This window comes from Streptomyces sp. SAI-127 (assembly GCF_029894425.1).
Classification (GTDB): domain Bacteria; phylum Actinomycetota; class Actinomycetes; order Streptomycetales; family Streptomycetaceae; genus Streptomyces.
In genome coordinates, this window is record NZ_JARXYJ010000001.1 from 4,570,983 (window position 1) to 4,596,282 (window position 25,300).

Genomic DNA, 25,300 nt, shown 5'->3' on the forward strand with positions numbered 1-25,300 from the left:
GTTCTGACAGCAGTTGGGGCCCCGCGATGACACCCTGGGTCCGCTCCTCCATGGCGGAGGCGCGGGGAGGGTGTTCGATGAGGGGTGCGGTGTGGTCCGCGGTGGTGCTCGCGGGCGCCGGTTCGGCCGGGCTGGTGACGCTCGCCGCGGTCGGCGATCTGGACACCGCCGGACAGGCGGCGAGCATCGTCGGCGCGGTGGTCGGGCTGGCCGGTGCGGTGCTCTCGGTGCTTGCCCTGAACGGCGGCTCGGGGCGGGGCGTACGGGCCGAGCGGGGCGGGATCGCGGCGGGCGGGGACATCACCGGCAACGCCATCGGCGCCCGGTCCCAGGTGTCCGGTCCCCGTACTCCCGCGCGCGGGACGACCGCCCGGCACGGCACGGACGAGGTGCACGCCGGCCCCGGCGGGGTGGCCGCCGGCGGGGACGTCACGGACAACGCCTTCGGCGACGGCAGCCGCCGATGACCTCCCGGCGCTGGTCGCGCCGCGTACGGGCGGACCGCAAGAGCGTCGCGGCCGACGGCAACATCCAGGACTCCAGGATCTCCTCGGACAGCCACGTCACGCACATCCAGGCGGTGCACATCCACCCCGCGTCCGGCGCGACGGTGGAGGGGCCGTCGCTGCCGGACATCGCGGTGATCCTCGCCGACCTCGGAGACCGCACCGCCGAACTGGCCGCCGAACAGATCGCGCAGGCCAAGCGGCTGGCCGCACTCGAACACCGGCAGACCACCGGCCCCACCACCGCCCTGGCCGACCTCCGGCAGCACAACGCCGAACTCACCAGCCGGCTCGAGACCCAGGCCGAACGGCTCCGCGCTGTCGAAGACAGACTCGAAGACAGACAAGCCCTCTCCTCCGCCACGGCCCTCACGGACCTCCAGCACCGGAACGCCGAACTCACCGCCCAGTTCGCCACCCAGGCCGACCAGCTCACCGCACTCGAACGTCAGCGTGACGCCGCCTACGCCTCCGCCGCCGCCTCCGAGGCCGAGCACCGCGACGAACGCCTGCGCCGCGAAGCCGCCGAAGCCGAACGCCTGCGCGCCGACCAGGAGTCGGCCGCCGCTCGGGCCCGCGCCGACCAGTACGCCGCCGAACGCGACGAGGCCCACCGCCGGCTCGCCGCACAGCCACCGCGGGAGGAGGGTGAGCCGGTCGCCGCGCTGTCCCGTACCCAGCAGTCCCCGGCCGCCGCCGGACATCAGGGTGGGTACGCCCCGGGCCGGGTGCTCAAGCGCCGCCACACCGTTCGCCCCTCCCATCGCGGGCTGCAGCGTACGCATTTCACCTACAAGAAGGTCGGCGGCATGAAGCTGATCGTCGCGATGAAAACCTGCTCGTCGCGCTGGTGCCCCCGCTGTTTCCGGGAACGGCACGGAAAGACGCTCGCGGCCGTCATCGGGCCGGTCGGACTCCTGGCCTCCCTGGCGGCCGCGATCGGCCTGTTCCGCGTCGGCGCCCCCTGGTGGATCGGCCTCCCGGTCGTCCTCGGCCTCTTCTGCGCGACCCCGCTCCTGGTCGACTGGGCCGAGCAGAGCACTCCGAAGCTCTGACACTCTCGCTGCGCGCGGAAGGTCAAGGCCTTCCCATTCCTCGCCCATACCTCCCCCAAAGCCCCTGGCGGGGCGGGCGGACCTGTGTGTTCACTGCGCCGCATGAGACCTCCCACCCCATTGCGGCGGACCGCCGTGCTCCTCACCGCGGTCCTCGCCTCCCTGGGCCTGGCCGCGGGCACGGCGTCCGCCACCACGGTCCCCGTCGAGTTCGGCACCGACTACCACGACCCCGTCACCGCCGCCCCGCCGATCAGCACCCCCCACACCAAGGCGTGTTCGGTCACGGTCGCGCAGGCGCAGTTCAAGGACTTCACGCCGTACACGGGGACGTACACCCCGCCGACCGGCTGCGGGGCCCCGGGGCAGTGGTCGAAGGTCGTGCTGCGGATGGACGGCAACGTGAAGGGGCGGCAGTACGACCGGCTGGGATACCTCGACATCGGCGGGGTGCAGGTGTTCCGGACGTCCACCCCGGAGCCGTCGCAGGACGGGATCGACTGGTCCGTCGAGAAGGACGTCACCGAGTACGCGAAGACGCTGAGCAGCGCGCAGTCCGTCGACATGCTCATCGGCAACGTTGTCAACGACACCTACACGGGCGTGCTGGACGTCAAGGTGACGCTCACCTTCTACGCCCCCGGGCCCGGCCGCACCTCGTCCGCCCCCGACCAGGTCATCCCTCTCAGCGACCAGGACAGCGTCACCACCGGCGCCTCCCTCACCGTCCCCCGCAACTCCGAGCGCATCCTCGCCGAGGTGTACGCGACCGGGTCGGGTGGCGGCTGCGAGGAGTTCTGGTACTCGGCGACCACGCCCTCCGCGTCGTACTCCTGCCAGGGCGGGGACGACGGGCCGTACCGCGAGGTGCAGGTGAGCGTGGACGGGAAGGTCGCGGGGATCGCGTCTCCGTACCCGAACGTGTGGACCGGCGGCTGGTCGCCGTATCTGTGGTCGGTGATTCCGTCCCCGACCGCCTTCGACGTACGTCCGCTCACCTTCGACCTGACCCCGTTCGCGGGCCTCCTCAACGACGGCAAGGCGCACACCGTGGACGTCAAGGTGATCGGAGTGCCGGCCGGGCAGACCGGGTGGAGCGCGCCGACCAACGTCCTGGTGTGGCAGGACGCCCACAAGTCGGTGGTGACGGGGGCTGTGACGTCGTACAAGAAGGACGCTCCCGCAGTGGGCAACACCTTCACCGACGGCTCGTTGCGGCACCTCGTGACCTCTGGCAAGGACCATCTGAAGGTCAGCGGGTATCTGAACACCTCCCACGGCCGGGTCACCACGACCGTCGAGCGGACCCTGACCACGGCGATCGACCACCAGTGGACGCCCGACGAGAACACGGACGACCAGACCGGCACGTGGACCGATCACCAACTCGTCACGTCCGACGGCCACTTGTCCCGCACCGACCGCACCTACACCCTCGACGGCCGCGCCACCATCGACAGCGACAACCGGCTGCGGGTCCTGATGTCCGTGGGTGACCACGCCCGGTCGGGCGCCACCCGCATCGACGACACCTACCAGGGCGACGCCACGTTCACCCTCGGCGTGGCCCGCGAGGACCGGCACGCGGTCGCCACCACGAGCGAGCGGTACCGGCTCAGCGCCCCCGGCACCTGCTACGACCACACGCTCGCGACGGAGCAGGGGGTGCTGACAAAGGACGTACGCGACTGCTGAGGACCCGGCAGCCGCGTACGTCCCTACGCCTCCCTACGACCCCCCTACGCCTCCTTGTGGCTCAGCCGGAGGTCGACTCCGTCCTGGCTGCCGTTCACGGTGACCTGGGTGGCCACCGGCGGGTACCCGCTCGCGATCACCGTGTACTGCTCGCTCGCGAGGTCGGTGAAGGCGTAGCCGCCGTCGACGCTCGTGGTGCGCGTCCCGACGACGTTGCCCGCGGCGTCGATCAGGGTGACCCGGGCGTCGTCCAGGGCGCGTCCGTCCGGGGTGTGGACCGTGCCCCGCAGGGTCGCCGCGGCGGTCAGCTCGATGTCGAGGCGGGCGGTCTCGGCGGAGACGGTGGCGGGTACTGCGACCGGGCGGTGGCCGGGTGCGCTGACGCTCAGCGTGTAGTCGCCGGGCAGCAGTTCAGCGAGCCGGTACCCGCCGTCCGTCCCGGCGGTGGCGGAGGCTGTCACGTCACCGTGCTGGTCGGTGGCCACGACCAGCGCGGCGGGCAGGGGCTCGCCGTCCCCGCCGCGCACGGTACCGGCGAGGCCGCCGGGGCTGGGCAGGATCACCAGGTCGTGGGAGACGGGCGCGCCGTTCACGCTGAGGGTGACGACCTGGGGCTGGTGGCCGGGCGCCGAGCCGATGAGGACCAGGCTGCCGCGCTCGGCGGTGGCCAGGGCGTACGTGCCGTCCTCGCCGGAGGTGGCGCGGGCCAGTTGGCGGCCGGAGCCGTCGAGCAGGGTGATCGCGGTGCGGGGTACGGGGACGCCCGTGCCGTTGCGCACCTGCCCGCGGATGACGGGCGCCGCCGTGCCCACGGCGGGAGCGGTGACCGTCGGGGCGATGGGCGCGGTGGGCGCGGCCTCGGCCGGTGCCTCGACCTGCTCCGCGGGCGCGGTCTGCCTCCTCTTCGCACGGAACAGCAGCGCCGTGATGATCACGCCGACCGCGAAGAAGCCCGCCGACCACCAGTAGGCGACCTCGTAGCTGTGCAGCGCCGCGTTCGCCTTGACCAGCGGGTCGGACAGGTGGTCCTCGGCGTAGTGGGTGGCGGCGGTGGCGGCCAGGGTGTTCAGCAGCGCGGTGCTGATCGAACCGCCCACCTGCTGGGTGGTGTTGAGGGCCGCCGAGGCCACGCCCTGGTCGTTCGCCTGCACCCCGAGGGTGGCGTAACTCATCGCCGCGGGCATCGACATGCCGAGCCCCGCGCCGAGCAGCAGAAGCGGCGGCAGCACGTGGGAGGCGTAGCTGCTGTCGAGGCCGAGGCGGGTCAGCCAGACCATGCCGCCCGCGGCCACCAGCATGCCGAGGGGTACGACGATCTTGGGGCCGATCTTCGGTACCAGCCAGTTGGTGGACAGCTGCGCCATCACCATCAGCGCGCCCACCATCGGCAGGAAGGCCACGCCGTTCTTGACCGGTGAATAGCCCAGCGTCGACTGGAGGTAATAGGTGAGGAAGAGGAAGACGCCGAACATCCCGGCGGACGAGATGAGGATGGTCGACAGGGCGGCGGCGCGGTCGCGGTCGGCGAGGACCCGCAGCGGCAGCACGGGGTGCTTCGCCCGCGCCTGCCAGAGGAAGAACGCCACCAGCAGGACCCCGCCCGCGGCGAGGAAGCCCCACGTCATCCAGTTGTCCCAGTCGTGCGTCTCCGCGTTGGCGAAGCCGTAGACGACGCCGAACAGGCCGCCGGAGACCAGGACCACGCCGGGGATGTCCAGCCGGGGCCGTTCGGCCGGTACGGAGCGGCCGATGAAGACGACCGCGCCGACCAGCGCGAGAACGGCGATGACGTCGTTGACGTACAGCGTCCAGCGCCAGTCCAGGTACTCGGTGAGCAGACCGCCGAGGACCAGGCCGACGGCGGCGCCGGAACCGGCGATGGCACCGAAGATGCCGAACGCCCTGGCGCGTTCCTTGGGTTCGGTGAACGTCGTCGTCAGGAGGGAGAGGGCCGCCGGGGCGAGCAGGGCGCCGAACAGGCCCTGCACCGCGCGCGCGACGACCAGCATGGTGAAGCCGTTCGCCGCGCCGCCGACCGCGGAGGCGGCGGCGAAGCCGACGATGCCGATGATGAAGGTCGTCTTGCGGCCGAAGAGGTCGGCGAGGCGGCCGCCGAGCAGCAGCAGGCTTCCGAAGGCCAGGGAGTAGGCGGTGACGATCCACTGCCGGCCGTTGTTGTCGAAGCCCAGGTCCTGCTGCGCGGACGGCAGCGCGATGTTCACGATCGTGGCGTCGAGCACGACCATGAGCTGGGCGAGTCCGATCACGGCCAGTGCCCACCATCGGTGTTTCGACGGGGTCTGGGACTGACCGGACGGCACGACCTGGGCGGTGGCTGCCGGAATGGCTTCCACGATGGTGCTCCCCTCATGGGGCTCGGATTGCTCGGACCCCACATCGGTCCGAAACCGTTTCGTACACCAAACCTAGGTCACACTTGCAGCGAAACGCAAATGTCTTCATGGGGTCTCCACCGACCCCGGCGCTCAGCGCTCGTAGAGCCCCTCGATCTCCCCCGCGAAGTCCCGCATGACCGCCTCCCGGCGAAGTTTCATCGACGGGGTCAGATGGCCCGCCGCCTCGGTGAGGTCGGTCGGCAGGACGGTGAAGCGGCGGATGGACTCGGGGCGGGAGACCATCTTGTTGGCCTCGTCCACCGCGCGTTGCAGGACCGCCCTCAACTCCTCGTCGTTGATGAGGAGTTCGGCGGGAACAGGGTGCTTGCCGTTCATCTGGCGCCAGTGGTTGACGCCGTCCATGTCCAGGCTGATCAGGGCCGAGATGTAGGGGCGGCGGTCACCGAGGACCATGCACTGCGAGATCAGGGGGTGCGAGCGGAGCCAGTTCTCCAGCGGGGCCGGGGCGACGTTCTTGCCGCCGGCCGTGATCAGGATCTCCTTCTTGCGGCCCGTGATCGTGAGGTAGCCCTCGTCGTCCAGCTGTCCGATGTCGCCGGTCGGGAACCAGCCGTCGGCCGAGGCGGGGGCCACCCCGTCGCCGTACGGGTCCCAGTAACCCCGGAACACCTGACCGCCGTTCAGCAGGATCTCGCCGTCGGCCGCGATGCGGACCCGGGTGCCCGGAATGGGCCAGCCGACCGTGCCCAGGCGGGGCTTCAGGGGAGGCGTACAGGTCGCGGCCCCCGTGGACTCCGTCAGCCCGTAGCCCTCGTAGATCTCCATGCCCGCGCCCGCGTAGAACGCGGCGAGCCGGCGGCCGAGCGGGGAGCCGCCGGAGATGATGTGCCGGATCCTGCCGCCCATGGCGTTGCGGATACGGCGGTACACGAGCGGGTCGTAGAAGGTGCGGGCGGCTCTGAGGGCCGCGCCAGGGCCGGAGCCGGTGCCCGCGTGGCGGGTCTCCATCGCCTCGCCGTAGCGGACGGCGACATTGGTCGCGCGGTCGAAGACCGTCACCCGGCCGCCGCTCTCCGCCTTGGCGCGGGCGTTGTTGAAGACCTTCTCCAGCATGTAGGGGATCACGAGGAGGAAGGTCGGCTTGAAGCTGCTCAGGTCGGCCAGCAGGTCCTCGGCCTGGAGACTCGGCGCGTGGCCGAGGCGGACGCGGGCGCGGACGCAGGCGACGGCCACCATGCGGCCGAAGACGTGCGAGATGGGCAGGAAGAGGAGGGTCGCGAGGTCCGCCTCGTCCGACTTCGACTTGAAGACCGGGTAGAGGAGTTCGATCGCGTTGTCGACCTCGGCGAGGAAGTTGCCGTGGCTGAGCACACAGCCCTTGGGGCGGCCGGTGGTGCCGGAGGTGTAGACGACGGTGGCGACCGTGCCCGGGCCCAGCATGCCGCGCCGTACGCCGATCTCCTGGTCGGGGACGGCCTGGCCGAGCTCTCCCAGACGCTCCACATGACCCTTCTCCATGATCCACATGTGCCGCAGGTCGGGAAGGCGGCTGAGCTCGGGACCGAGGGCGGCGGCCTGGCCGGCCGTCTCCGTCACCAGGGCGACCGCGCCGGAGTCCTGGAGGATGAAACGGGTCTGGAAGACGGAGGACGTGGGGTAGATGGGGACCGTCACCAGGCCCGCGGCCCAGGCGGCGAAGTCGAGGAGCGTCCACTCGTACGTCGTGCGCGCCATGATCGCGACCCGGTCGCCCGGCATCAGGCCCTCCGAGATCAGGCCCTTCGCCACGGCCAGCACCTGCCCGGCGAACTCCGCCGCCGTCAGATCGATCCAGCGGCCGTCATCCGTACGGCGGCTCATCACCCGCTGCTCCGGCGCCGCCTCGGCGTTGTCGAAGGGCAGGTCGGCGAGCGAGCCATGGGTCAGCGGCGGGACCAGCGGCGGCACCGACACCTCGCGGACCTCACCGTCCAGCCGCACGATCTCGGGTTCCACGAGCACGGGTGCGCCGTCGTAGTCGTGGCCGGACACGTACGAGAGGGACATGGTCAGCTCCTGGGACGTGCAGCTCGGTAGCGTTCCGCTGCATGAGGTACGCAGGGGACGTACCGGGGCGTTCACCCGCGAGTGCGCCTGGAAGGGTTACCTGGGGTTAGGACGGTGATCCTAAGTGGCCCAAGTGGGGGGTCTGTGCGGGTTCGTTGATGGTCCGGAGCCGGGACTGTGCAACCTCGACCGCAAAGTGAGACTTCGTCAGCTGTCGGTGCTTACGGCCGCTCCAGAATCGCCGTCACCCCCTGCCCGCCCGCCGCGCACACCGAGATCAGACCGCGGCCCGGGCCGTCCCGTTCGGCCAGCAGTTTCGCGAGGGTGGCGACGATCCGCGCACCGGTCGCGGCGAAGGGATGCCCGGTGGCGAGGGAGGATCCGGTGACGTTGAGACGGGCCCGGTCCACCGGGGCCAGCCCCTGCTTCTCCCAGGCCGCGAGGGTCGCCAGGACCTGGGAGGCGAAGGCCTCGTGGATCTCGACCAGGTCGAAGTCGTCCATGCCGAGACCGGCTCGCTCCAGCATGCGGGGGACGGCGTGGGCGGGGGCCATGAGCAGGCCGTCCTCCCCCTGTACGACATCCCCTTGTACGAAGTCCACGGCCGCCGTCTCGTACGCCGTGAGGTAGGCCAGCACCTCCAGACCGCGCGCCTCGGCCCACTCCTCCGACGCCAGCAGCACGACCGCCGCGCCGTCCGTCAGCGGGGTCGAATTACCGGCCGTCATGGTCGGGTCGGGGTCCTTGAGCCCGAACACCGGCTTGAGCGTGGCGAGTTTGCCGGCCGTCGAGTCGGGGCGGAGGTTCTGGTCGCGGTCCAGCCCGCGGAAGGGGACCACCAACTCGCGGAAGAAGCCCCGTTCGTACGCCGCCGCGAGCCGCTGGTGACTCGTCGCCGCCAGCTCGTCCTGGGCCTCCCGGGTCACGCCCCAGGCGCGGGCGGTGACGGCCGCGTGCTCGCCCATCGACAGCCCGGTGCGGGGTTCGGCGTTGCGGGGGATGTCGGGGACGAGGTGGGTCGGACGGATCCGCGCGAGCGCCTTCAGGCGGGCACCGGCCGACTTCGCGCGCCGGGCCTCCAGCAGGATGCGGCGCAGGTCGTCGTTGACGCCGAGGGGCGCGTCGCTCGCGGTGTCCGCGCCGCCCGCGATCGCGGATTCCGTCTGCCCCAGAGCGATCTTGTTCGCTGCGGCGACAACGGCCTGGAGACCGGTCCCACAGGCCTGCTGGATGTCGTACGCCGGGGTGCGCGGGTCCAGTTTCGAGCCGAGGACCGTCTCACGGGCGAGGTTGAAGTCGCGGCTGTGCTTGAGGACGGCACCCGCGACGAACTCCCCGACCGCGCCGGGGCCCTGGAGCCCCTGGCGTTCGACGAGGGCGTCGAGGACGGCGGTGAGCATGTCCTGGTTCGAGGCGGTGGCGTACGGGCCGTCCGAGCGGGCGAAGGGGACGCGGGCACCGGCGACGATCGCCACGCGCCGGGCGACCGGCGGCTTCAGGGGGCTCATTTCCACCAGCTCCTCACCTCGGACAACGGCTTACCTACGGTAACCTTACTCCAGAGTAAGGAATCTGCGACCGACCCGGGAGATGGACATGGCCGACCGCTATCTGAGCTTCACCGGTACCGCGCCGGGTCGGTTCCTCACCCGCCGCCTGGGGCTTCCGCAGCCTGCTGTTCTGCGGCGGTGGGCGGAGGGGTCCCCGGGGTTCGAGGGCGGCGTGCTGCATCTCACCGCGGGGAAGTCACAGCTTTCCGGGCCGGGGTTCTCGTCCCCGTCGGACACACCGGCCGCGATTCTCCTCGACGCCACCGGGGTGCGGGACGTCGAGGGGCTCGCGGAGGTGCACGCGGCACTGCACCCGGTCGTGCGGTCGGTCGCCGAGAGCGGGCGGGTCGTCGTCCTGGGGGCGCCGCTCGACCCCGTCGACCATCACCAGGCCGCCGCCCAGCAGGCGTTGGAGGGGTTCACGCGCTCGCTGGGCAAGGAGATCGGGCGGGGCAGAACGGTCAATCTCGTACGGCTCACCGACGCGTCCGCGGCCGAGTCGACGCTGCGTTTCCTGCTCTCCCCCAAGTCGGCGTACGTCAGCGGTCAGGTGATCGAGGTCGGGGAGGCGCAGGAGGCCGACGTCGACTGGTCCCTCCCGCTCGCCGGACGGACGGCCCTGGTGACCGGCGGGGCGCGGGGCATCGGTGCGGCGGTCGCCGAGACGCTGGCCAGGGACGGGGCCCGGGTGGTCGTACTCGATGTGCTGGGGACGTCGGCGGATGCCCAACGGCTTGCCGCGCGGCTCGGGGGCAGTGCCCTCGCGCTGGACATCACGGCCGCGGACGCGGGCGCGCGGATCGCGCAGGCGCTGCCCGAGGGGCTGGACGTGCTGGTCCACAACGCGGGGATCACCCGGGACCGACGGCTGGTCAACATGCCCGCGGAGCGCTGGAGTTCGGTGCTCGAGGTGAACCTGGCGAGCGTGCTGCGCACGACGGACGCGCTGCTGGAGGCGGGCACGCTGCGGCGGGGCGGGCGGATCGTCGCCACCGCGTCCATCGCGGGGCTCGCGGGGAACGCCGGGCAGACGAACTACGGCGCGAGCAAGGCCGGTGTCGTCGGGCTGGTGCGCTCCCTGGCGCCCCGGGCGCTGGCCAAGCACGGGGTCACGGTGAACGCGGTCGCTCCAGGGTTCATCGAGACGAAGATGACGGCGGCGATCCCGCTGTTCATCCGGGAGGCGGGGCGGCGGATGAACTCCCTCGGACAGGGCGGGCTGCCGTCCGACGTGGCCGAGACGACGGCGTGGCTGGCGCACCCGGCGTCCGGCGCGGTGAACGGGCAGGTCGTGCGGGTCTGCGGCCAGAGTCTGCTGGGGGCGTAGTGGGGATGCACTCGGACGACAGGCAGGCCGGGGGGGCGTGCGGCGAGGGGGCGAAGGGCGCGGAGGTACGCCCCGGGAACTCCCACCCGGAGGGCGCGCACCCCCTCACCGTCCTGTCTCGACCTCCCTCCCTCACTCCCCTCCTGGCCGTGGGCGCCCTGCGCTCCCCCTTCAAGCGGCCCGCTGCGACGGCGGACTTCTCCCGCACCCGGCTGGTGCTGCCCGGGCTGCGGGTGGACCTCGCGCGGCTCGCCGCCTACGAGCGGGTGTGCGGGTTCCCGACCGGGGAGGACGCGTTGCCGGTGACGTACCCGCACGTGCTGGGCTTTCCGCTGGCCATGAGTCTGATGAGCGGGCGGGACTTCCCGCTGCCGTTGCTCGGACTGGTGCACACGTCGATCGAGATCACGCGGTACCGGGAGCTGGCGGCGACGGGCGAGTACGAACTCAGCGTGTACGTCGACGGGTTGGCACCGCACCGGCGCGGTACGGAGGCCGCGGTCGTCACCGAGCTGCGGGTGGGCGAGGAGGTCGTGTGGGAGTCGGTGAGCACGTATCTGGCCCGGCACCGCACGACGGAGACCGACCGGGAGCGGGACCGCGAGCGGCATGAACCGCTGCCCGGAGTCGACGAGTGGCGGCTGGCCGGGGACATCGGCCGGCGTTACGCCGCCGCGTCCGGCGACCGCAACCCGATCCACCTGTACCCGCTCACGGCCCGCCTCTTCGGCTTCCCGAGGGCGATCGCGCACGGCATGTGGACGGCGGCCCGCTGCCTGGCTGCCCACGGCACGCCCCAGGCGGTGCTGGTGCGGGCGGAGTTCAGAGCTCCGGTGCTGCTGCCGGGGACGGTGACGTACGCATCGAACGGCGAGCGCTTCGAACTGTGCGGCGGGGACCGCGTGCATGTGACCGGGGGCGTCCATCCCCTGACGTGAAGCGGGCGCAGGCCTCGTCGCGCCGCGGACGCCGCTGTCAGCCGACCTGAAGGGGATCGCCCTCCGAGGGGGTGTCCCGGAGGGTCCACGGACGGCCGTCCATCAGGTTTCCGAGGCCCGCCCACGCGAAGTTCATCAGGGTGGCCGCCGACTGCCTCGCGGTCACGCCCTCGGTCGCGTTGGCCCAGGCCGCGAGGGACTCGGCGGCGCCGACGAGCGCCTCGGCGAGGCCGGCGACCTCGCGCTCGGGCAGATCGGGATCGCGGTGCGCCTCGCGGGCCGCGACCACGATCAGGTGGGTCACGAACTCCACGATCTCCTCGCGCATCGCGGTGACCTCGGCGGCGAACGCCTCACCGTGGATACGGGCCTGGAGATGCAGCACGGACCAGGCGTGCGGGTTCCGCGAGGTGTGGGTGAAGAACGCCAGCAGCCCGTCCCAGAGCTGACGGTCGGCGGGCAGATCGGTTCGCACGCCCGTCCGCACCGCCTCCGTGAGCGCGGCCGCCTCCCGGCGGATGCACGCGGTGAAGAGGTCTTCCTTGGAGTTCAGGTACAGATACACCAACGGCTTCGACACACCGGCGAGTTCGGCGATCTCGTCCATCGAGGCGGCCATGTACCCACGCTGCCCGAAGATCTCCACAGCGGCGTCCAGCATCTGCTGCTCCCGCACGGCACGCGGCATCCGCTTGCTCTTCACGACACCCATGCCCAAAGCCTACGGTCACGCGGGCACGGCAGCGCGGGCGTTGACCTCAGGAGGTCTGCGGGGCCTGACCCTGGGGACGGCTCGCCTCGTCGGCGGCCTCGTCCTCCTGGTTGCGGTTCGCCTCCAGGTTGGCCTTCATCCGGTCGACCCGCTGCACGACCTTGATGGAGGCGCGGTCACGCTCCTTGCGCAGGACGACGAAGCTGATCGGAGCCGAGAGCAGCAGCGAGAGCAGGACGATCCACATGCCGTTGGAGGCGCCGAGGCCGCGCGGGGCGAGGCCGGAGTAGACGAGGCCCCAGACGACCACGAGGCAGCCCACCAGGATCCCGAGGCGCATCAGCGTGTAGCGGAGCATGTCAATCCACTCTTCCGTATCCGTATCGAACGGCTCGAACACCCCAAAGGGGCACCGTCCAGTGAAGCACGCCGGGCACCCGATCTCCGAAGCGGGTCAGGTGAGCGGCAGCAGCATGATCACGTCGTCCCGGTCGTCACCCGGTGCGACGCGGATCGCGCCGGGTATGCGGCCGACCTCCTTGTAGCCGCAGGAGCCGTAGAAACGCTCCAGACCCAGGCCGCCGCGGCAGGTGAGCCGTATCGCCTCGATGTCCTCGAAGGTGCGGCCCGCGTCGGCCGCCGCGGTGAGGAGGTCGCGGCCGTAGCCCCTGCCCTGGTGGCGGGGGTGGACCATCACCGTGTACAGCCACACCCAGTGGGTCATGAGCCGGTGCGTGTTGAAGCTGAAGAAGGCGGTGGCGGCGACCTGTCCGTCCTCGTCGTGTCCGACGAGCAGCCGCGTCCGTCCCTCCGCCATCTCCACGAAGTGCTTCACCAGTTCGGGGCGGATCGTCTCCCGTTCCACCGGCGCCACGAAACCGACGGCGCCGCCCGCGTTGGAGACGTCCGTCCACAGGTCGAGGATCCCGTCGCGGAGGGCGGGGGTGACGGCCGGGTCGAGGGTGAAGGTAAGGGGCATGGGCAAAGGTTAGACATTACGTATCTGGCGCCTCAACCCGGTTCCGGCGTCACATGCGTCACCCCAGCGCCCGGGCCGCCACCTCCAGGTCCGACACCAGGCCCCGGTACGCGCCCTCCCTGTCCTCGGCCCGCAGCACGGCCGACGGATGCACGGTCGGCACGAGCCGCTCCCGTCTGCCGTGGATCTCCTCCTCCAGCACGGTGCCGCGCACCTGCGTCACCCGGAACGACGAGCCGAGCAGCGCCTTGCCCGCGGTGGCGCCGAGGACGACGATCAACTCCGGTTCGACGAGCTCCAGCTCCTTGGCGAGCCAGGGGCCGCAGGCCGTCATCTCCCGGAGGCTGGGCGCCTTGTGGATACGGCGCTTGCGGGGCTCGGCCTGGGTGAACTTGAAGTGCTTCACCGCGTTGGTGACATAGGCGTCCGCCGGTTCGATACCGGCCTCCGCGAGGGCACGGTCGAGCAGCTTGCCTGCGGGACCGACGAAGGGCTTCCCCTGCCGGTCCTCCTGGTCACCGGGCTGCTCCCCGACAAGCATCACGCGCGCGTGTGCGGCGCCCTCACCGAAGACGGTCTGCGTGGCGTCCCGGTGCAGCGGACAGCCACGGCAGCCGGCGGCGGCCTCGCGCAGGGCGGCCAGACCGCCGCGGCCGGGAACGAAGGGTTCAGCGGTGTAGGCGTCTTCGGGTGACTTGGTGCTCACCATGCTGGGCGAGTACCCAGGGTCGGGGAACGCGAACGACGGGGACGACTTGCGCCGGAAGCGCGGCTGCGGGCCGGTGGGGGCCGGTCGCGCCCGCGCGGCGGTAGCCGCACATCGATACAGCCCCGCGCCCCTGAGTGGCCGCAGCTGCCGTCCGCCAGGGGGCGGCGTCGCTGCGGGCGGGCCCGCGCGACCGGAGGGGACCACTTGCGCCGGAAGCGCGGCTGCGGGCCGGTGGGGGCCGGCCGCGCCCGCGCGGCGGTAGCCGCACATCGATACAGCCCCGCGCCCCTAGGGGGCTGCAGCTGCCGTCCGCCGGGGGCCCGCGCGACCGGAGGGAGCCACTTCGCCGGAGGCGCGGGGGGCCGGTCGCGCGGTTCTCCGCGCCGCTGGGGCTCCGGCCTCGGGGTCAGAGCCGCATCGGCTGCGGCTCCTCCCGGCGGCCCGCGTCCGGGCCGTCGTACTCGCGAATGATCTCGTACCGGGTGTTCCGCTCCACCGGGCGGAAGCCCGCGTCGCGGATCAGGTCCAGCAGGTCCTCGCGGGTCAGCTTGTTCGGGGTGCCGTAGTTGTCGGCGTCGTGGGTGATCTTGTACTCGACCACCGAGCCATCCATGTCGTCCGCGCCGTGCTGGAGGGCCAGCTGGGCGGTCTGGACGCCGTGCATCACCCAGAAGACCTTGACGTGCGGGACGTTGTCGAACAGCAGCCGGGAGACCGCGAAGGTCTTCAGGGCCTCGGCGCCCGTCGCCATCCGCGTCCGCGCCTGGAGGCGGTTCCTGACCTTGCCGTCCTTCACGTCCACGAAGTCGTGCTGGTAGCGCAGCGGGATGAAGACCTGGAAGCCACCGGTCTCGTCCTGGAGCTCGCGCAGGCGCAGGACGTGGTCCACGCGGTGCCGGTGCTCCTCGATGTGGCCGTACAGCATGGTGCTCGGGGTCTTGAGACCCTTCTCGTGCGCCAGGCGGTGGATCCGGGACCAGTCCTCCCAGTGGGTCCGGTGGTCCACGATGTGCTGCCGGACCTCCCAGTCGAAGATCTCCGCGCCACCGCCGGTGAGGGACTCCAGGCCCGCGTCGATCAGCTCGTCCAGGATCTCCGAAGCCGACAGACCCGAGATGGTCTCGAAGTGGTGGATCTCCGTCGCGGTGAAGGCCTTCAGGGAGACGTCCGGAAGCGCGGCCTTCAGCTCGCGCAGCGACCGCGGGTAGTAGCGCCACGGCAGGTTCGGGTGCAGGCCGTTGACGATGTGCAGCTCGGTGAGGTTCTCGCCCTCCATCGCCTTGGCGAGCTTCACCGCCTCCTCGATGCGCATCGTGTACGCGTCCTTCTCGCCCGGCTTGCGCTGGAAGGAGCAGTAGGCGCAGGACGCCGTGCACACGTTGGTCATGTTGAGGTGGCGGTTGACGTTGAAGTGGACGACGTCGCCGTTCTTCCGCGTCCGCACCTCGTGCGCGAGGCCGCCGAGCCAGGCCAGGTCGTCCGACTCGTACAGTGCGATGCCGTCCTCACGGGTCAGCCGTTCACCGGCCCCGACCTTCTCCTCCAGCTCGCGCTTGAGCCCGACATCCATGCCCACACCTCTTCCGACGACCCCGAACGACTCCGACAACCGTACGTCTACGCCTCTTCGGGCAGCTCTCCGACCCGGTTCTCCCACTTCGTGGAGAGCACGATCGTGGTACGAGTCCGGGAGACGCCCTTGGTCCCGGACAGCCGCCGGATGATCTTCTCCAGACCGTCGACGTCCGACGCCCGGACCTTCAGCATGTACGAGTCGTCGCCCGCGATGAACCAGCAGTCCTCGATCTCGCCGAGGTCCCTCAGCCGGCGCGCCACGTCCTCGTGGTCGACCGCGTCCCCCAGCGAGATACCGATCAGCGCGGTGACGCCGAGGCCGAGCGAGGCGGCGTCGACGGTGGCGCGGTAACCGGTGATGACCCCGGCCGCCTCCAGCCGGTTGATGCGGTCGGTGACACTGGGTCCCGACAGACCGACGAGGCGTCCCAGCTCCGCGTAGGAGGCCCGGCCGTTCTCCCTCAGGGCCTGGATGAGCTGCCTGTCCACCGCGTCCATGCGATCGAAGCCTTCCGCTGAAAAGTGCCTGAAGTGATGAGAGGTACTGCCACGTGCCTTAGTGACCGCTTGCCTTACTGACCGCTTGCCTTACCGACCCGACGTGCCGCCGCCCAGTTCGCCCTCCCAGCGGCGGTACAGCCCGTGCCCGACCCCCGCCGCGTCCAGCACCCGCCCGGCGACGAAGTCCACCAGGTCCTGGATGTGGGTCGCCCCCGCGTAGAAGGCGGGCGAGGCGGGGACGACGGTCGCGCCCGCGTCGTCGAGCGTGACGAGGTGCCGGAGGGTCTGGCCGTTCAAGGGGGTTTCCCGTACGGCCACGACCAGCTTGCGGCGCTCCTTGAGAGTGACGCTCGCGGCCCGCTGCAGCAGGTCCTTGGAGAGGCCGAGGGCGACTCCGGCGACGCAGGCGGTGGAGGCGGGGACGATCAGCATCCCCTTGCTCGGATACGACCCCGAGGACGGCCCCGCGGCCAGGTCCCCGGGGTGCCAGTACCGCACGTCGGTGATGTCCGCCTCGAAGGTGCCGGGCTTGCCGTCGGCCCCCCGGTCCAGCCATTCCCGCAGGTCCTCGCGCCAGTGCGCGTCCCGGAAGGAGATCCCCGTCTCGTCGAGGAGGGTGAGCCGCGAGGCACGGGAGACCACCAGGTCGACGCTCTCACCGGCGGCGAGGAGCGCACGCAGCACGGACGCGGCATACGGGGTGCCGGAGGCGCCGGACACCCCTACGATCCAAGGCGTACGCCGTGTCTCTCCTGGCTTGACTGGGTTCACACCCCCGAGCCTATCCGGCGTCACAGGGTGGGAACCGGCCAAGGGGGCCGGTCGTTCCCTGGAGGGGGACGGGTGAGTGGTGGGGGTTGCCATGACGGGCAGGGAACTCGAGTACTCGCGCGGTGATCGTGCGAAGGCCGCGGCCAAGCTGATGGTGGGCTGGGTCGCGCTGCTGTGGCTGCTGGAAGTCGTGGACGTGGCGAGCGGCCACGCGCTCGACGGCCTCGGCATCACACCACGCACCCCGTCCGAGCTGGTCGACGTCGTCCCGGCCGCCTTCATCCACTTCGGCTTCGCCCACGTGGCCGCGAACAGCGTCCCGCTGCTGGTCATGGGTTTCCTCGCGGCCCTCGGCGGCCTGCGCCGGTTCGCCGCCGTCTGCGCACTGATCATCGTGGCCGACGGTCTGGGCGTCTGGCTCATAGCCCCGGCCCACACCAACACGGCGGGCGCGTCGGGCCTGATCTTCGGCCTGTTCGGCTACCTGCTGGTCACCGGCTTCGTGGAGCGGCGCCCCCTGGGGGTGCTGGTGGGCCTGCTGGTCGGTGCGGTCTGGGGCACGTCGATACTGGTGGGCCTGGCGCCCACGCAGTCGGGGGTCAGCTGGCAGGGGCACCTGCTGGGACTGGTGGCGGGAGTGGTGACGGCGTTCGTGTTCAAGCGCCGGACGCCTGAACCCGCCTAGCGGCGCGGGGCCGGGTCAGACCGTCAGTCCCCGCACCAGCAGATCCAGCAACGCACACACGAACAGGGCAATCCCGATGAAGCCGTTGACGCTGAAGAACGCCCGGTTCAGGCGGGACAGATCATGCGGCCGCACGATCGAGTGCTCGTACACGAACGCACTCGCCACGATCATCAGCCCCACCCAGAAGAACCCGCCCGCCTCCGTGGCGACGGCGTACCAGATGAGGAGGGACATCGTCAGGAAGTGACAGACCCGGGCACCCCAGATCGCCGCGGGGATACCGAAGCGCGCCGGCACCGACATGACGCCGATCTCCCGGTCCGTCTCCACGTCCTGGCAGGCGTAGATCAGGTCGAACCCGCCGATCCAGATGCCGACGGCGAGGCCCAGGACGACCGCGTCCCAGGACCAGGAGCCCGTGATCGCGAGCCAGCCGCCCACCGGCCCCATCGCCTGGGCGAGACCCAGGATGGCCTGGGGGAAGTTCGTGAACCGCTTGCCGTACGGGTAGACCACCATCGGGATGACGGCGACCGGGGCCAGCGCCAGGCACAGCGGGTTCAGCAGCGCGGCCGAGCCGAGGAAGACCACGACAGCGACCAGCGCACCGGTCCAGGCGTGCTTCACGGACATCGCACCGGTGACCAGCTCCCGCTGTGCCGTCCGGGGGTTCCGCGCGTCGATCTCCCGGTCGATGATCCGGTTGACCGCCATCGCGAAGGTCCGCAGCCCCACCATGCAGATCGTGACCAGGAGCAGCCGCCCCCAGTGGATGTTCTTGTCCCACTCGAACATCGCGGTGAGCGCGGCGATGTACGCGAACGGCAGCGCGAAGACCGAGTGCTCGATCATCACCAGCCGCAGGAAGGCTTTCGTGCGTCCCGGTTGCGGTAGTGCCGCGGAGGCGCTGCTCACAGTCCGTACTCCTTCCACCGGCGGTCGACCTTCGCCGCCGTCTCCGGGTCGGACAGCACCATGTCGGGCCAGCCGCCGTCGCGCGTGTAGCCCTCCTCGGGCCACTTCCTCGTCGCGTCGATGCCCGCCTTGCCGCCCCAGAACTGCTGGTAGGAGGCATGGTCGAGGTGATCGACGGGTCCCTCGACGACCGAGAGGTCACGGGCGTAGTCCGTGTTGCCCAGCGCCCGCCAGGCGACCTCGTGCAGATCGTGCACGTCGCAGTCGGCGTCGACGACCACGATCAGCTTGGTCAGGGACATCATGTGTGCCCCCCAGACCGCGTGCATCACCTTCTGCGCGTGCTTCGGGTACTTCTTGTCGATCGAGACGATCGCGCAGTTGTGGAAGCCGCCGGCCTCGGGCAGGTGGTAGTCCACGATGTCCGGCACGATGATCTTCAGCAACGGAAGAAAGAACCGTTCCGTCGCACGGCCCAGCGGTCCGTCCTCCGTCGGGGGGCGGCCTACGACGATCGACTGAAGCAGCGGCCGCTTCCGCATCGTCACGCAGTCGATCTTCAGTGCCGGGAACGGCTCCTGCGGGGTGTAGAACCCGGTGTGGTCGCCGAAGGGTCCCTCCGGCAGCATCTCGCCCGGCTCCAGCCACCCCTCGATGACCACCTCGGCCTGCGCCGGGACCTGGAGCGGGACCGTCTTGCAGTCCACCATCTCGATCCGCTTGCCGGCGATGAACCCGGCGAAGAGGTACTCGTCGATGTCGCCGGGGAGGGGTGCCGTGGAGGCGTAGGTGACCGCGGGCGGGCAGCCGAAGGCGATGGCCACCGGGAGGCGTTCGCCGCGCCGGGCCGCGACCTGGTAGTGGTTGCGGCTGTCCTTGTGGATCTGCCAGTGCATGCCGATCGTGCGCTTGTCGTGGCGCTGCAGGCGGTACAGACCGAGGTTGCGGATCCCGGACTCCGGGTCCTTGGTGTGGGTCAGGCCCAGGTTGAAGAAGGAACCGCCGTCCTGCGGCCAGGTGAACAGGGCCGGGAGCTGGTCGAGATCGACGTCGTCCCCGGTGAGGACGACCTCCTGGACCGGCGCCTCCTTGACCTTCTTCGGCGGCACGTGGGTCATCGCGCCGAGCTTGCCGAAGGCCTCGCGCACGCCCACGAAGCCGTGCGGCAGCTCGGGCCGCAGCAGTCCGCCGATCTTCTCGGAGATGTCGCCGTACGACTTCAGGCCGAGGGCCTTCAGGAGCCGCCGGTCGGTCCCGAAGACGTTCATGGCGAGCGGCATCGCGGACCCGCGGACGTTCTCGAAGAGCAGCGCGGGACCGCCCGCCTTCTGCACCCGGTCGACGATCTCCCCGACCTCGAGATACGGGTCGACCTCGGCCTTGATCCGCTTGAGGTCTCCCTCGCGTTCCAGTGCCCTGAGCAGGGAGCGAAGATCGTCGTAAGCCATGGGGTCCAGTATCCCCGAGCCGCTACCCTGGCCCCGTCAGGGGCCTGTCACAGGCTCCACACAACGTTCCCTGGGGGCCAAAAGCACATGTTCCGGCTGCTGATGTACCTGATCCCGCTGGCGCTGACGATCTACGCGTTCATCGACTGCCTCAACACCCCCGAGGACGAGGCCAAGCACCTTCCCAAGATCGCCTGGGTCTTCATCATCCTGCTGTTCTGGATCGTCGGCCCCGTCGCGTGGCTCGCGGCCGGCAAGCTGCGCACCCCGCCGGTGAACGGCCGCACCCCCTCGGAGTGGCACCGCAACCACCGCATGGAGTACGTCGCTCCCGACGACAACCCGGAGTTCCTGAACTCCCTGAAGGCGGACAACAAGAAGGACGAGGCCCTGCTGAAGGACTGGGAGGCCGACCTGCGCCGCCGCGAGGAGGAGCTGAAGCGCCGGGAGACGGGCGAGGACCCCAAGGACGCCTCCTGACAAGGTGTACGTCGGCGGGCCCCCCGAAACGGACAATGCGCCCCTGGGCGCAGGCCGGTACGGACCGGACACTTACCTCGCATGACGACAGCTCCCGCCGACTCCGCCGGCACGCTCGCCCCCGCCTATGGTGACAAGGTCATCGCCGTCGAGTCGGCGGGCTCGGAACCCATCCCCGAGTCCGAACGCCACGGCGGTCCGCTGCAACTGCTGTGGACCTGGGCATCTCCGAACATCGAGTTCGCGACCGTCTTCATCGGTGTGATCGCGGTCCTCTTCTTCGGTCTGAGCTTCTGGCAGGCCACGGCCGCCATCGTGCTCGGCACCGCGCTCGGCGCGCTCACCCAGGGCGTGCTGTCGCTGGACGGGCCGCGGTTCGGGGTGCCGCAGATGGTGATCGGCCGTCTCTCCTTCGGCCACCGCGGCAACATCCTGCCCGCCGCGGCCAACGGTCTGGTGGCGGGCGTCGGCTGGTTCGCGGTGAACAGCGTGAGCGCGGCCTTCGCGCTCAACACCCTGACCGGGCTGCGGCCGCTGCCGTCCCTCCTCCTCGTGGTGGCCGCCGAGATCCTGATCGGTTTCATCGGCCACAACTTCGTCCACGTCTTCGAGAAGTACGCCTTCCCCGCCCTCGCGGTGATCTTCCTGCTGGCCGGGGTGTGGACCTTCAAGGACGCGCACCTCGGCGGGGGCGGCACCGGCGGCGGCATCGGCGGCTTCCTGCTCGCGTTCAGCGCGGCCTGGGGCTACGCGGCGGGCTGGAACCCGTACGCCTCGGACTACTCGCGCTATCTCCCCCGTACGGCGAACAAGGCCAGGACTGTCCTGTACCCGGCGCTCGGCCTGTTCCTGTCGGTCACCGTCGTCGCCGTGATCGGCGCGGCCTCGGCGACCATCGTGGCCCCGAAGGACGCGACCCCGACGGCGGCCTTCACCGGCCATCTCCCGGGCTGGCTGGGCGACCTGGTGCTCCTCGCGATCATCCTGGGCGCGGTCTCGGCGAACGCCCTCAACGTGTACTCCGGCGCGATCTCGATCGCCTCCTTCGGCCTCAACCTGCCCGCCTGGCTGAGCCGGAGCGTGCTGGTCGTGGTGTCCGGGGTCGCCGGTACGGCGGCGGCGTGGGCGTCGCTCTCGGACGCGGGGGCGGCGTACGAGGCGTTCCTGCTGGTGATCGCGTACTGGGTGGCGCCGTGGCTGGGCGTGGTCCTGGTGGAGCGGTGGCTGCGGGCGCGGGTGCCCCAGGAGCAGTCGGCGGCCCGTCTGACCGACCGCTCCTTCACCAACTGGCCGGGGCTGGCTGCCCTGTTGATCGGCGTGGCGGTCTCCGTGCCGCTCTTCTCCAACCAGGAGGACTACGTCGGCTATGTACCGGAGCACTGGCCGTCGTTCGGGGACATCACCCCCGTGGTCGGCTTCGCGCTGAGCGCGGTGCTGTACGCGGCGCTGCGGGGGCGGTTCCGTCCCGCGGCCGGTGTTCGAGTGGTTCCTGACGCCGACTGACCACCCCTCGGACCGGGGAGACTCCCGTCATGGATGAGGACGTACGAAACGCGGGGGCAGGACGACTGGAACCCCGGTGGCGGCTGCCGCTGGTGCCCGTCCTCGACAGACAGCCCCCGGGGCTGTACCCCCAAAGGCTCCTGAACGAGGGCCGGGACACGCTGCGGGCCGAGGTCCGCCACGAGCCGTACGCCCGGCTGTACCTGGCCCGGTACTGCGCGGAGAACGGACTACTGGACGAGCTACGGGACTTGGCGGACGCGGACCTCGCACTCCCGCGCCTGGACGCCGTCCTCGCCGGGGCTCTCGCCGGGCGGGCGGACGCCTGGGTCACGGCCGCCCTCCTGAAGATCGGGCTGTACGCGCAGGACCCGGACGTACGCGAGGAGTTGACCGAGCTGCTGCGGTCCCGGGAACTCCTCGGCCGGGCCGTCACGGTGCTGGCCGCCCCGGGCGACACGTGGCGGGAGTGGGCCCTGCGCGCCCATCTGCTCCTCGCGCAGGGGCGGATCGAGGAGGTTCACGCCATGGCCCTCGAGGACCGGCCCGCTCCGGCCGATCAGATGGTGGCGCAGATCTTCGCCGAACACGACATGCTCGACGAGCTGCGCCGGCTGGCCGAGCAGGACATCTCATTGCACGCGCGCCAACTCGCGCTCACGCTGGAGCGCCTGGGCCATGTGGACGAGGCCGTCGCCGTGGTCCGCGCCCGCGTCGACGCCGGCGAGGCGCACGTCTTCCGGCTGCTGATCGACCTGCTCGTGGCGGACGGCCGGGCCGACGAGGCGGTGGCCTTGCTGGCCGTGGGCGCGGTGCGGGCGGTGCCTGCGGACGAGCCGGAGGACAGCCTGCGGCTCGCCGGGCAGAAGGTGGCGCACCTGTTGGATGTGCAGGGGCGTCAGGAGGATGCGATCGACGTGCTGCGGGCGTATGCGGACGCGCCTGCCGAGCTGGCCGATCTGCTGGCGGAGCGGGGGCGTGTCGATGAGGCGCTTCAGGTGCTGGACGATGCGATTGCCGTGGCTCGGGAGAACTTCCACGGTGGTGCGGTGGAGCATCTTTCCGAACAGCGGAGCGGGCTGGTCGGCTGAGGCTGTCTGCCGGGTGCGGGTTGGTGGGGGCTGGTCGCGCAGTTCCCCGCACCCCTAAAGGCGTTGGGCTCAGCCTTCCTTTGCCGGATCCGTTCCGTACAGGGCCGAAGCTGTCACCGCCTGGCCTACCCGGCACCTCTTCTGCTCGTCGGCCGGGGCCGCCCACAACGGAACCAGGTCGGCGGCGCCGGACGAGGCGTCCATGCGCAGGTAGTGGCAGACGCCGTTGACGCGTAGGGCGACGGCGTAGACGTCGGTGCTCGCCTCCTTGCCGGCGAGGTCGGTCACGGTGTCCTTGGTGGCGACCAGGCCCTTGTCGTTGAGGAACCGTGTGGCGCCGTCCGGGGTGTGGTCGTAGCCGGTGGCCGACATCTTGCGGTGGGCGCCGGCGCCGGCGGGCTGTCGCGCGAGCAGCCCGCCCATCTCCGCCGCCAGGCTGCCGGGGCGGCCGTCGGCCTGGACGTTCGGGCAGGTCATGTCGGTGTGTTTCACGCTGAAGGAGCCGCGGGCGAAGGTGAAGCGGTAGCAGCGGACGGGGTAGGCACGGGCGGAGACGGTCGTGCCGGTGGGCGGCACCAGGCCCAGCATCACCTCGGCGGTGTGGCCGAGGGCGCCGTCCGCGTCGATGCTCAGCAGCGCTCCGCCGTGTTCCTCGACCTGCGCGACGATCGTGCCCTCGGTGAACTGCCCGCCGTAGGTGCCGCCGCCCGCCGAGTAGAAGCCGGCGGTCAGGTCCTGGCGCAGGTCCTGGGCGAGCGCGGCGGCCTGCGCGTCGACGGCCGAGGTGTCCGGGGCGGTGATCCGCTGGTGGAGCAGGGTGCCGCCGACTCCGGCGGCCGCGGCGACGAGGGCGGTCGCCGTGAACAGCAGTCCCTGTACGGCGGTGCGCTTCCTCATGTCTCCCCCAGCTGCGACGGCCGCCCCGGAAAACGGCCGTCGCACTGTATCCCCCGTAGCCGGAAGGCCTACGGGGGACCCTGGTATCGCTTCAGTCGACCGTGATCGAGTCCAGCTTCGCCCTCAAGTACACGTGGGAGTCGACGGGTTCGTGCGCCACCCGCCCGATCGGTGCCGGTACGGACTCCACGGTCGTGCCCGGGGTGCACTCACCGAAGTAGACGAGGGACATCAGCTCCTCGGCGGGCGCGTCGGCCGGCGGCGGCAGCACCCGGTGCCGTCCGGACCGCCACCGGTCTCCCGTCCAACGGGCCATCAGGTCACCGATGTTGATGGTGAAGGCGTCCGGGTCGAAGGGCGCGTCCTCCCAGCCGCCCTCGTCCGTGAACACCTGGAGCCCGCCCTTGCCGGCCTGCCGGTCCAGGATCGTCACCGTGCCGAAGTCGGTGTGCGGGCCGATGCGGAACTGGCCCGGCTGCGGCTCCCCGATCACCTCCGTGCCCGGGTACCAGTTGATGTTGAAGCCGTACGTCGGATGGTCCATGTGCCGGGAGAAGAAGTCGGGTTCGAGCCCGAGGGCCTCGCCCAGGAGCGACAGCAGCCGCTTCTCCAGCTCGCCCATCCGCTCCAGGTACTCCTCGCACAGCGTCTGGAGCTCGGGCACCTCGGCGGGCCAGACGTTCGGCGCGTACCACTCCGCGTCGACGACCGGGTCCTCGAAGGGCTCGTGGGTGGCGAAGGTCAGCGACTCCTTCAGGTCCGGCGGGGTCTCGGTGCCCTCCGAGTAGCCGTTGGCCTCGGCGCCGGGACCGAGCCAGCCGCGGCCGCCGACCTTCGCGGAGTACGGCTGCTTGACGTCCGCGGGCATCCGGAAGAACGTCCGCGCGGCCTCCCGGATCCGGGAGCGCAGCGCCGGGTCGACGCCGTGTCCGGTGACCAGGAAGAACCCGGCGGTCTGGAGGGCCTCGTCCAGGGTGCGGGCCATGGCGGCGCGGGCGTCGGGGTCCCCGGAGAGCCAGGGCCGCAGGTCGATGGTCGGGATGCGGGGCTGGGGGGTGTCAATCACCGATGTCCTCGTTCCACAGTGCCGGGTTCTTCTCGATGAAGTCGCGCATCATCCGGACGCACTCGGGATCGTCGACGAGCACGATCTCCACACCGTGCTCGGCCAGCCAGTCGTGCCCGCCGTGGAAGGTGGTGGCCTCCCCGACGACGACCCGGCCGATCCCGAACTGCCGGACCAGACCGGAGCAGTACCAGCAGGGCGAGAGGGTGGTCACCATCGTCGTACCGCGATACGACCGCTGCCGTCCCGCCGCCCGGAAAGCGGCCGTCTCCGCGTGCATGGAGGGGTCGTCGTCCTGGACGCGCCGGTTGTGGCCGCGCCCGAGGAGGGTGCCGTCGGCGCCGTAGAGCGCGGCCCCGATGGGGATGCCGCCCTCGGCGAGCCCGGCGCGGGCCTCCTCGACGGCGGTGGCGAGCCACGTGTGAGCCTGTGCCTGATCCATGTCTCTCACTCTCCTGTGGCCGAAACACGAGGGCAACGTGCGGAAAGTA

Annotated in this window: 24 protein-coding genes; 9 read left to right on the plus strand and 15 right to left on the minus strand. The window is 71.0% G+C overall.

All coding sequences use genetic code 11. From position 1 onward, the window contains the following. Nucleotides 1-77: 77 nt before the first annotated feature. The 3 genes from M2157_RS20780 to M2157_RS20790 all read left to right on the plus strand — a co-directional run bounded on the left by M2157_RS20780 (nt 78) and on the right by M2157_RS20790 (nt 3,256). Nucleotides 78-467 (plus strand): hypothetical protein, encoded by a 390-nt coding sequence (locus M2157_RS20780; RefSeq protein WP_280863202.1) that lies wholly within the window; start codon nt 78-80, stop codon nt 465-467. Beyond that, on the plus strand, nt 464-1,561 hold the full coding sequence (locus M2157_RS20785) for a hypothetical protein (RefSeq protein ID WP_280865921.1): 1,098 nt from the start codon (nt 464-466) through the stop codon (nt 1,559-1,561). The genes M2157_RS20780 and M2157_RS20785 overlap by 4 nt, the downstream gene beginning before the upstream one ends. Nucleotides 1,562-1,663: 102 nt before the next feature. After that, nucleotides 1,664-3,256 carry a peptide-N4-asparagine amidase gene (locus tag M2157_RS20790; RefSeq protein WP_280865922.1) on the plus strand — a complete coding sequence of 531 codons (1,593 nt, stop codon included), beginning with the start codon at nt 1,664-1,666 and terminating at the stop codon, nt 3,254-3,256. A 44-nt stretch (nt 3,257-3,300) separates the two neighbouring features. On the opposite strand, the gene M2157_RS20795 is transcribed toward M2157_RS20790, so the two are convergent. The 3 genes from M2157_RS20795 to M2157_RS20805 all read right to left on the minus strand — a co-directional run bounded on the left by M2157_RS20795 (nt 3,301) and on the right by M2157_RS20805 (nt 9,167). Beyond that, nucleotides 3,301-5,601, minus strand: a complete 2,301-nt coding sequence (locus M2157_RS20795) for an MFS transporter (protein WP_280868256.1) — start codon at nt 5,599-5,601, stop codon at nt 3,301-3,303. Nucleotides 5,602-5,742: 141 nt separating this feature from the next. Further along, entirely contained in the window at nt 5,743-7,659 is a 1,917-nt protein-coding gene (locus M2157_RS20800; RefSeq protein WP_280863205.1) for an AMP-dependent synthetase/ligase, read from the minus strand. A gap of 221 nt (nt 7,660-7,880) precedes the next feature. Next, a complete protein-coding gene (locus M2157_RS20805; protein WP_280865923.1) occupies nt 7,881-9,167 on the minus strand; it encodes an acetyl-CoA C-acetyltransferase in 1,287 nt (428 codons plus the stop codon). A gap of 88 nt (nt 9,168-9,255) precedes the next feature. On the opposite strand from M2157_RS20805, the gene M2157_RS20810 reads away from it, so the two are divergent. Continuing rightward, nucleotides 9,256-10,536: a 3-oxoacyl-ACP reductase gene (locus M2157_RS20810; RefSeq protein WP_280865924.1), complete on the plus strand. Its 1,281-nt coding sequence runs from the start codon at nt 9,256-9,258 to the stop codon at nt 10,534-10,536. Beyond that, entirely contained in the window at nt 10,536-11,474 is a 939-nt protein-coding gene (locus M2157_RS20815) for a MaoC/PaaZ C-terminal domain-containing protein (protein ID WP_280865925.1), read from the plus strand. The genes M2157_RS20810 and M2157_RS20815 overlap by 1 nt, the downstream gene beginning before the upstream one ends. Nucleotides 11,475-11,511: 37 nt before the next feature. Here the strand turns inward: M2157_RS20815 and M2157_RS20820 are convergent, their stop codons facing one another. The 7 genes from M2157_RS20820 to M2157_RS20850 form a co-directional block, all read right to left on the minus strand. Then, a complete protein-coding gene (locus M2157_RS20820; RefSeq protein ID WP_280863209.1) occupies nt 11,512-12,186 on the minus strand; it encodes a TetR/AcrR family transcriptional regulator in 675 nt (224 codons plus the stop codon). Nucleotides 12,187-12,232: 46 nt separating this feature from the next. Beyond that, on the minus strand, nt 12,233-12,544 hold the full coding sequence (locus M2157_RS20825; RefSeq protein ID WP_280863210.1) for a DUF4229 domain-containing protein: 312 nt from the start codon (nt 12,542-12,544) through the stop codon (nt 12,233-12,235). A gap of 96 nt (nt 12,545-12,640) precedes the next feature. Further along, complete coding sequence (locus M2157_RS20830) at nt 12,641-13,165, minus strand: GNAT family N-acetyltransferase (protein WP_280863211.1); 525 nt, start codon at nt 13,163-13,165, stop codon at nt 12,641-12,643. Nucleotides 13,166-13,223: 58 nt separating this feature from the next. Next, nucleotides 13,224-13,874, minus strand: coding sequence for a UdgX family uracil-DNA binding protein (locus M2157_RS20835; RefSeq protein WP_280865926.1), 651 nt, complete (start codon nt 13,872-13,874; stop codon nt 13,224-13,226). Nucleotides 13,875-14,280: 406 nt separating this feature from the next. Continuing rightward, nucleotides 14,281-15,444 carry an aminofutalosine synthase MqnE gene (mqnE, locus tag M2157_RS20840; protein WP_057608042.1) on the minus strand — a complete coding sequence of 388 codons (1,164 nt, stop codon included), beginning with the start codon at nt 15,442-15,444 and terminating at the stop codon, nt 14,281-14,283. Nucleotides 15,445-15,491: 47 nt separating this feature from the next. Then, nucleotides 15,492-15,947, minus strand: coding sequence for an Lrp/AsnC family transcriptional regulator (locus tag M2157_RS20845; protein WP_057608043.1), 456 nt, complete (start codon nt 15,945-15,947; stop codon nt 15,492-15,494). A 90-nt stretch (nt 15,948-16,037) separates the two neighbouring features. Then, a complete protein-coding gene (locus M2157_RS20850; RefSeq protein WP_266515232.1) occupies nt 16,038-16,721 on the minus strand; it encodes a UbiX family flavin prenyltransferase in 684 nt (227 codons plus the stop codon). A 91-nt stretch (nt 16,722-16,812) separates the two neighbouring features. Between M2157_RS20850 and M2157_RS20855 the strand changes: the two genes are divergently transcribed. After that, complete coding sequence (locus M2157_RS20855) at nt 16,813-17,406, plus strand: rhomboid family intramembrane serine protease (RefSeq protein WP_280865927.1); 594 nt, start codon at nt 16,813-16,815, stop codon at nt 17,404-17,406. Between the two features lie 15 nt (nt 17,407-17,421). Here the strand turns inward: M2157_RS20855 and mqnP are convergent, their stop codons facing one another. Both mqnP and M2157_RS20865 read right to left on the minus strand, forming a co-directional pair. Beyond that, the gene (mqnP, locus tag M2157_RS20860) at nt 17,422-18,324 is read right to left on the minus strand and encodes a menaquinone biosynthesis prenyltransferase MqnP (RefSeq protein WP_280863214.1); all 903 of its coding nucleotides are present in this window, start codon (nt 18,322-18,324) and stop codon (nt 17,422-17,424) included. After that, nucleotides 18,321-19,772, minus strand: coding sequence for a menaquinone biosynthesis decarboxylase (locus tag M2157_RS20865; protein WP_280863215.1), 1,452 nt, complete (start codon nt 19,770-19,772; stop codon nt 18,321-18,323). The genes mqnP and M2157_RS20865 overlap by 4 nt, the downstream gene beginning before the upstream one ends. Nucleotides 19,773-19,859: 87 nt before the next feature. Between M2157_RS20865 and M2157_RS20870 the strand changes: the two genes are divergently transcribed. From M2157_RS20870 to M2157_RS20880, 3 genes are all read left to right on the plus strand, one after another. Next, complete coding sequence (locus M2157_RS20870) at nt 19,860-20,252, plus strand: PLD nuclease N-terminal domain-containing protein (protein ID WP_280863216.1); 393 nt, start codon at nt 19,860-19,862, stop codon at nt 20,250-20,252. 81 nt (nt 20,253-20,333) lie between these two features. After that, complete coding sequence (locus M2157_RS20875; protein WP_280865928.1) at nt 20,334-21,755, plus strand: cytosine permease; 1,422 nt, start codon at nt 20,334-20,336, stop codon at nt 21,753-21,755. A gap of 29 nt (nt 21,756-21,784) precedes the next feature. After that, on the plus strand, nt 21,785-22,846 hold the full coding sequence (locus tag M2157_RS20880; RefSeq protein ID WP_280865929.1) for a hypothetical protein: 1,062 nt from the start codon (nt 21,785-21,787) through the stop codon (nt 22,844-22,846). A gap of 69 nt (nt 22,847-22,915) precedes the next feature. Here M2157_RS20880 and M2157_RS20885 read toward each other — a convergent pair whose 3' ends face one another. The 3 genes from M2157_RS20885 to M2157_RS20895 all read right to left on the minus strand — a co-directional run bounded on the left by M2157_RS20885 (nt 22,916) and on the right by M2157_RS20895 (nt 25,251). Beyond that, the gene (locus M2157_RS20885) at nt 22,916-23,743 is read right to left on the minus strand and encodes a hypothetical protein (RefSeq protein WP_280865930.1); all 828 of its coding nucleotides are present in this window, start codon (nt 23,741-23,743) and stop codon (nt 22,916-22,918) included. A gap of 91 nt (nt 23,744-23,834) precedes the next feature. Beyond that, nucleotides 23,835-24,809 carry a 2-oxoglutarate and iron-dependent oxygenase domain-containing protein gene (locus M2157_RS20890; RefSeq protein ID WP_280863220.1) on the minus strand — a complete coding sequence of 325 codons (975 nt, stop codon included), beginning with the start codon at nt 24,807-24,809 and terminating at the stop codon, nt 23,835-23,837. Beyond that, entirely contained in the window at nt 24,802-25,251 is a 450-nt protein-coding gene (locus M2157_RS20895; protein ID WP_280863221.1) for a nucleoside deaminase, read from the minus strand. The genes M2157_RS20890 and M2157_RS20895 overlap by 8 nt, the downstream gene beginning before the upstream one ends. Nucleotides 25,252-25,300 lie beyond the last annotated feature (49 nt).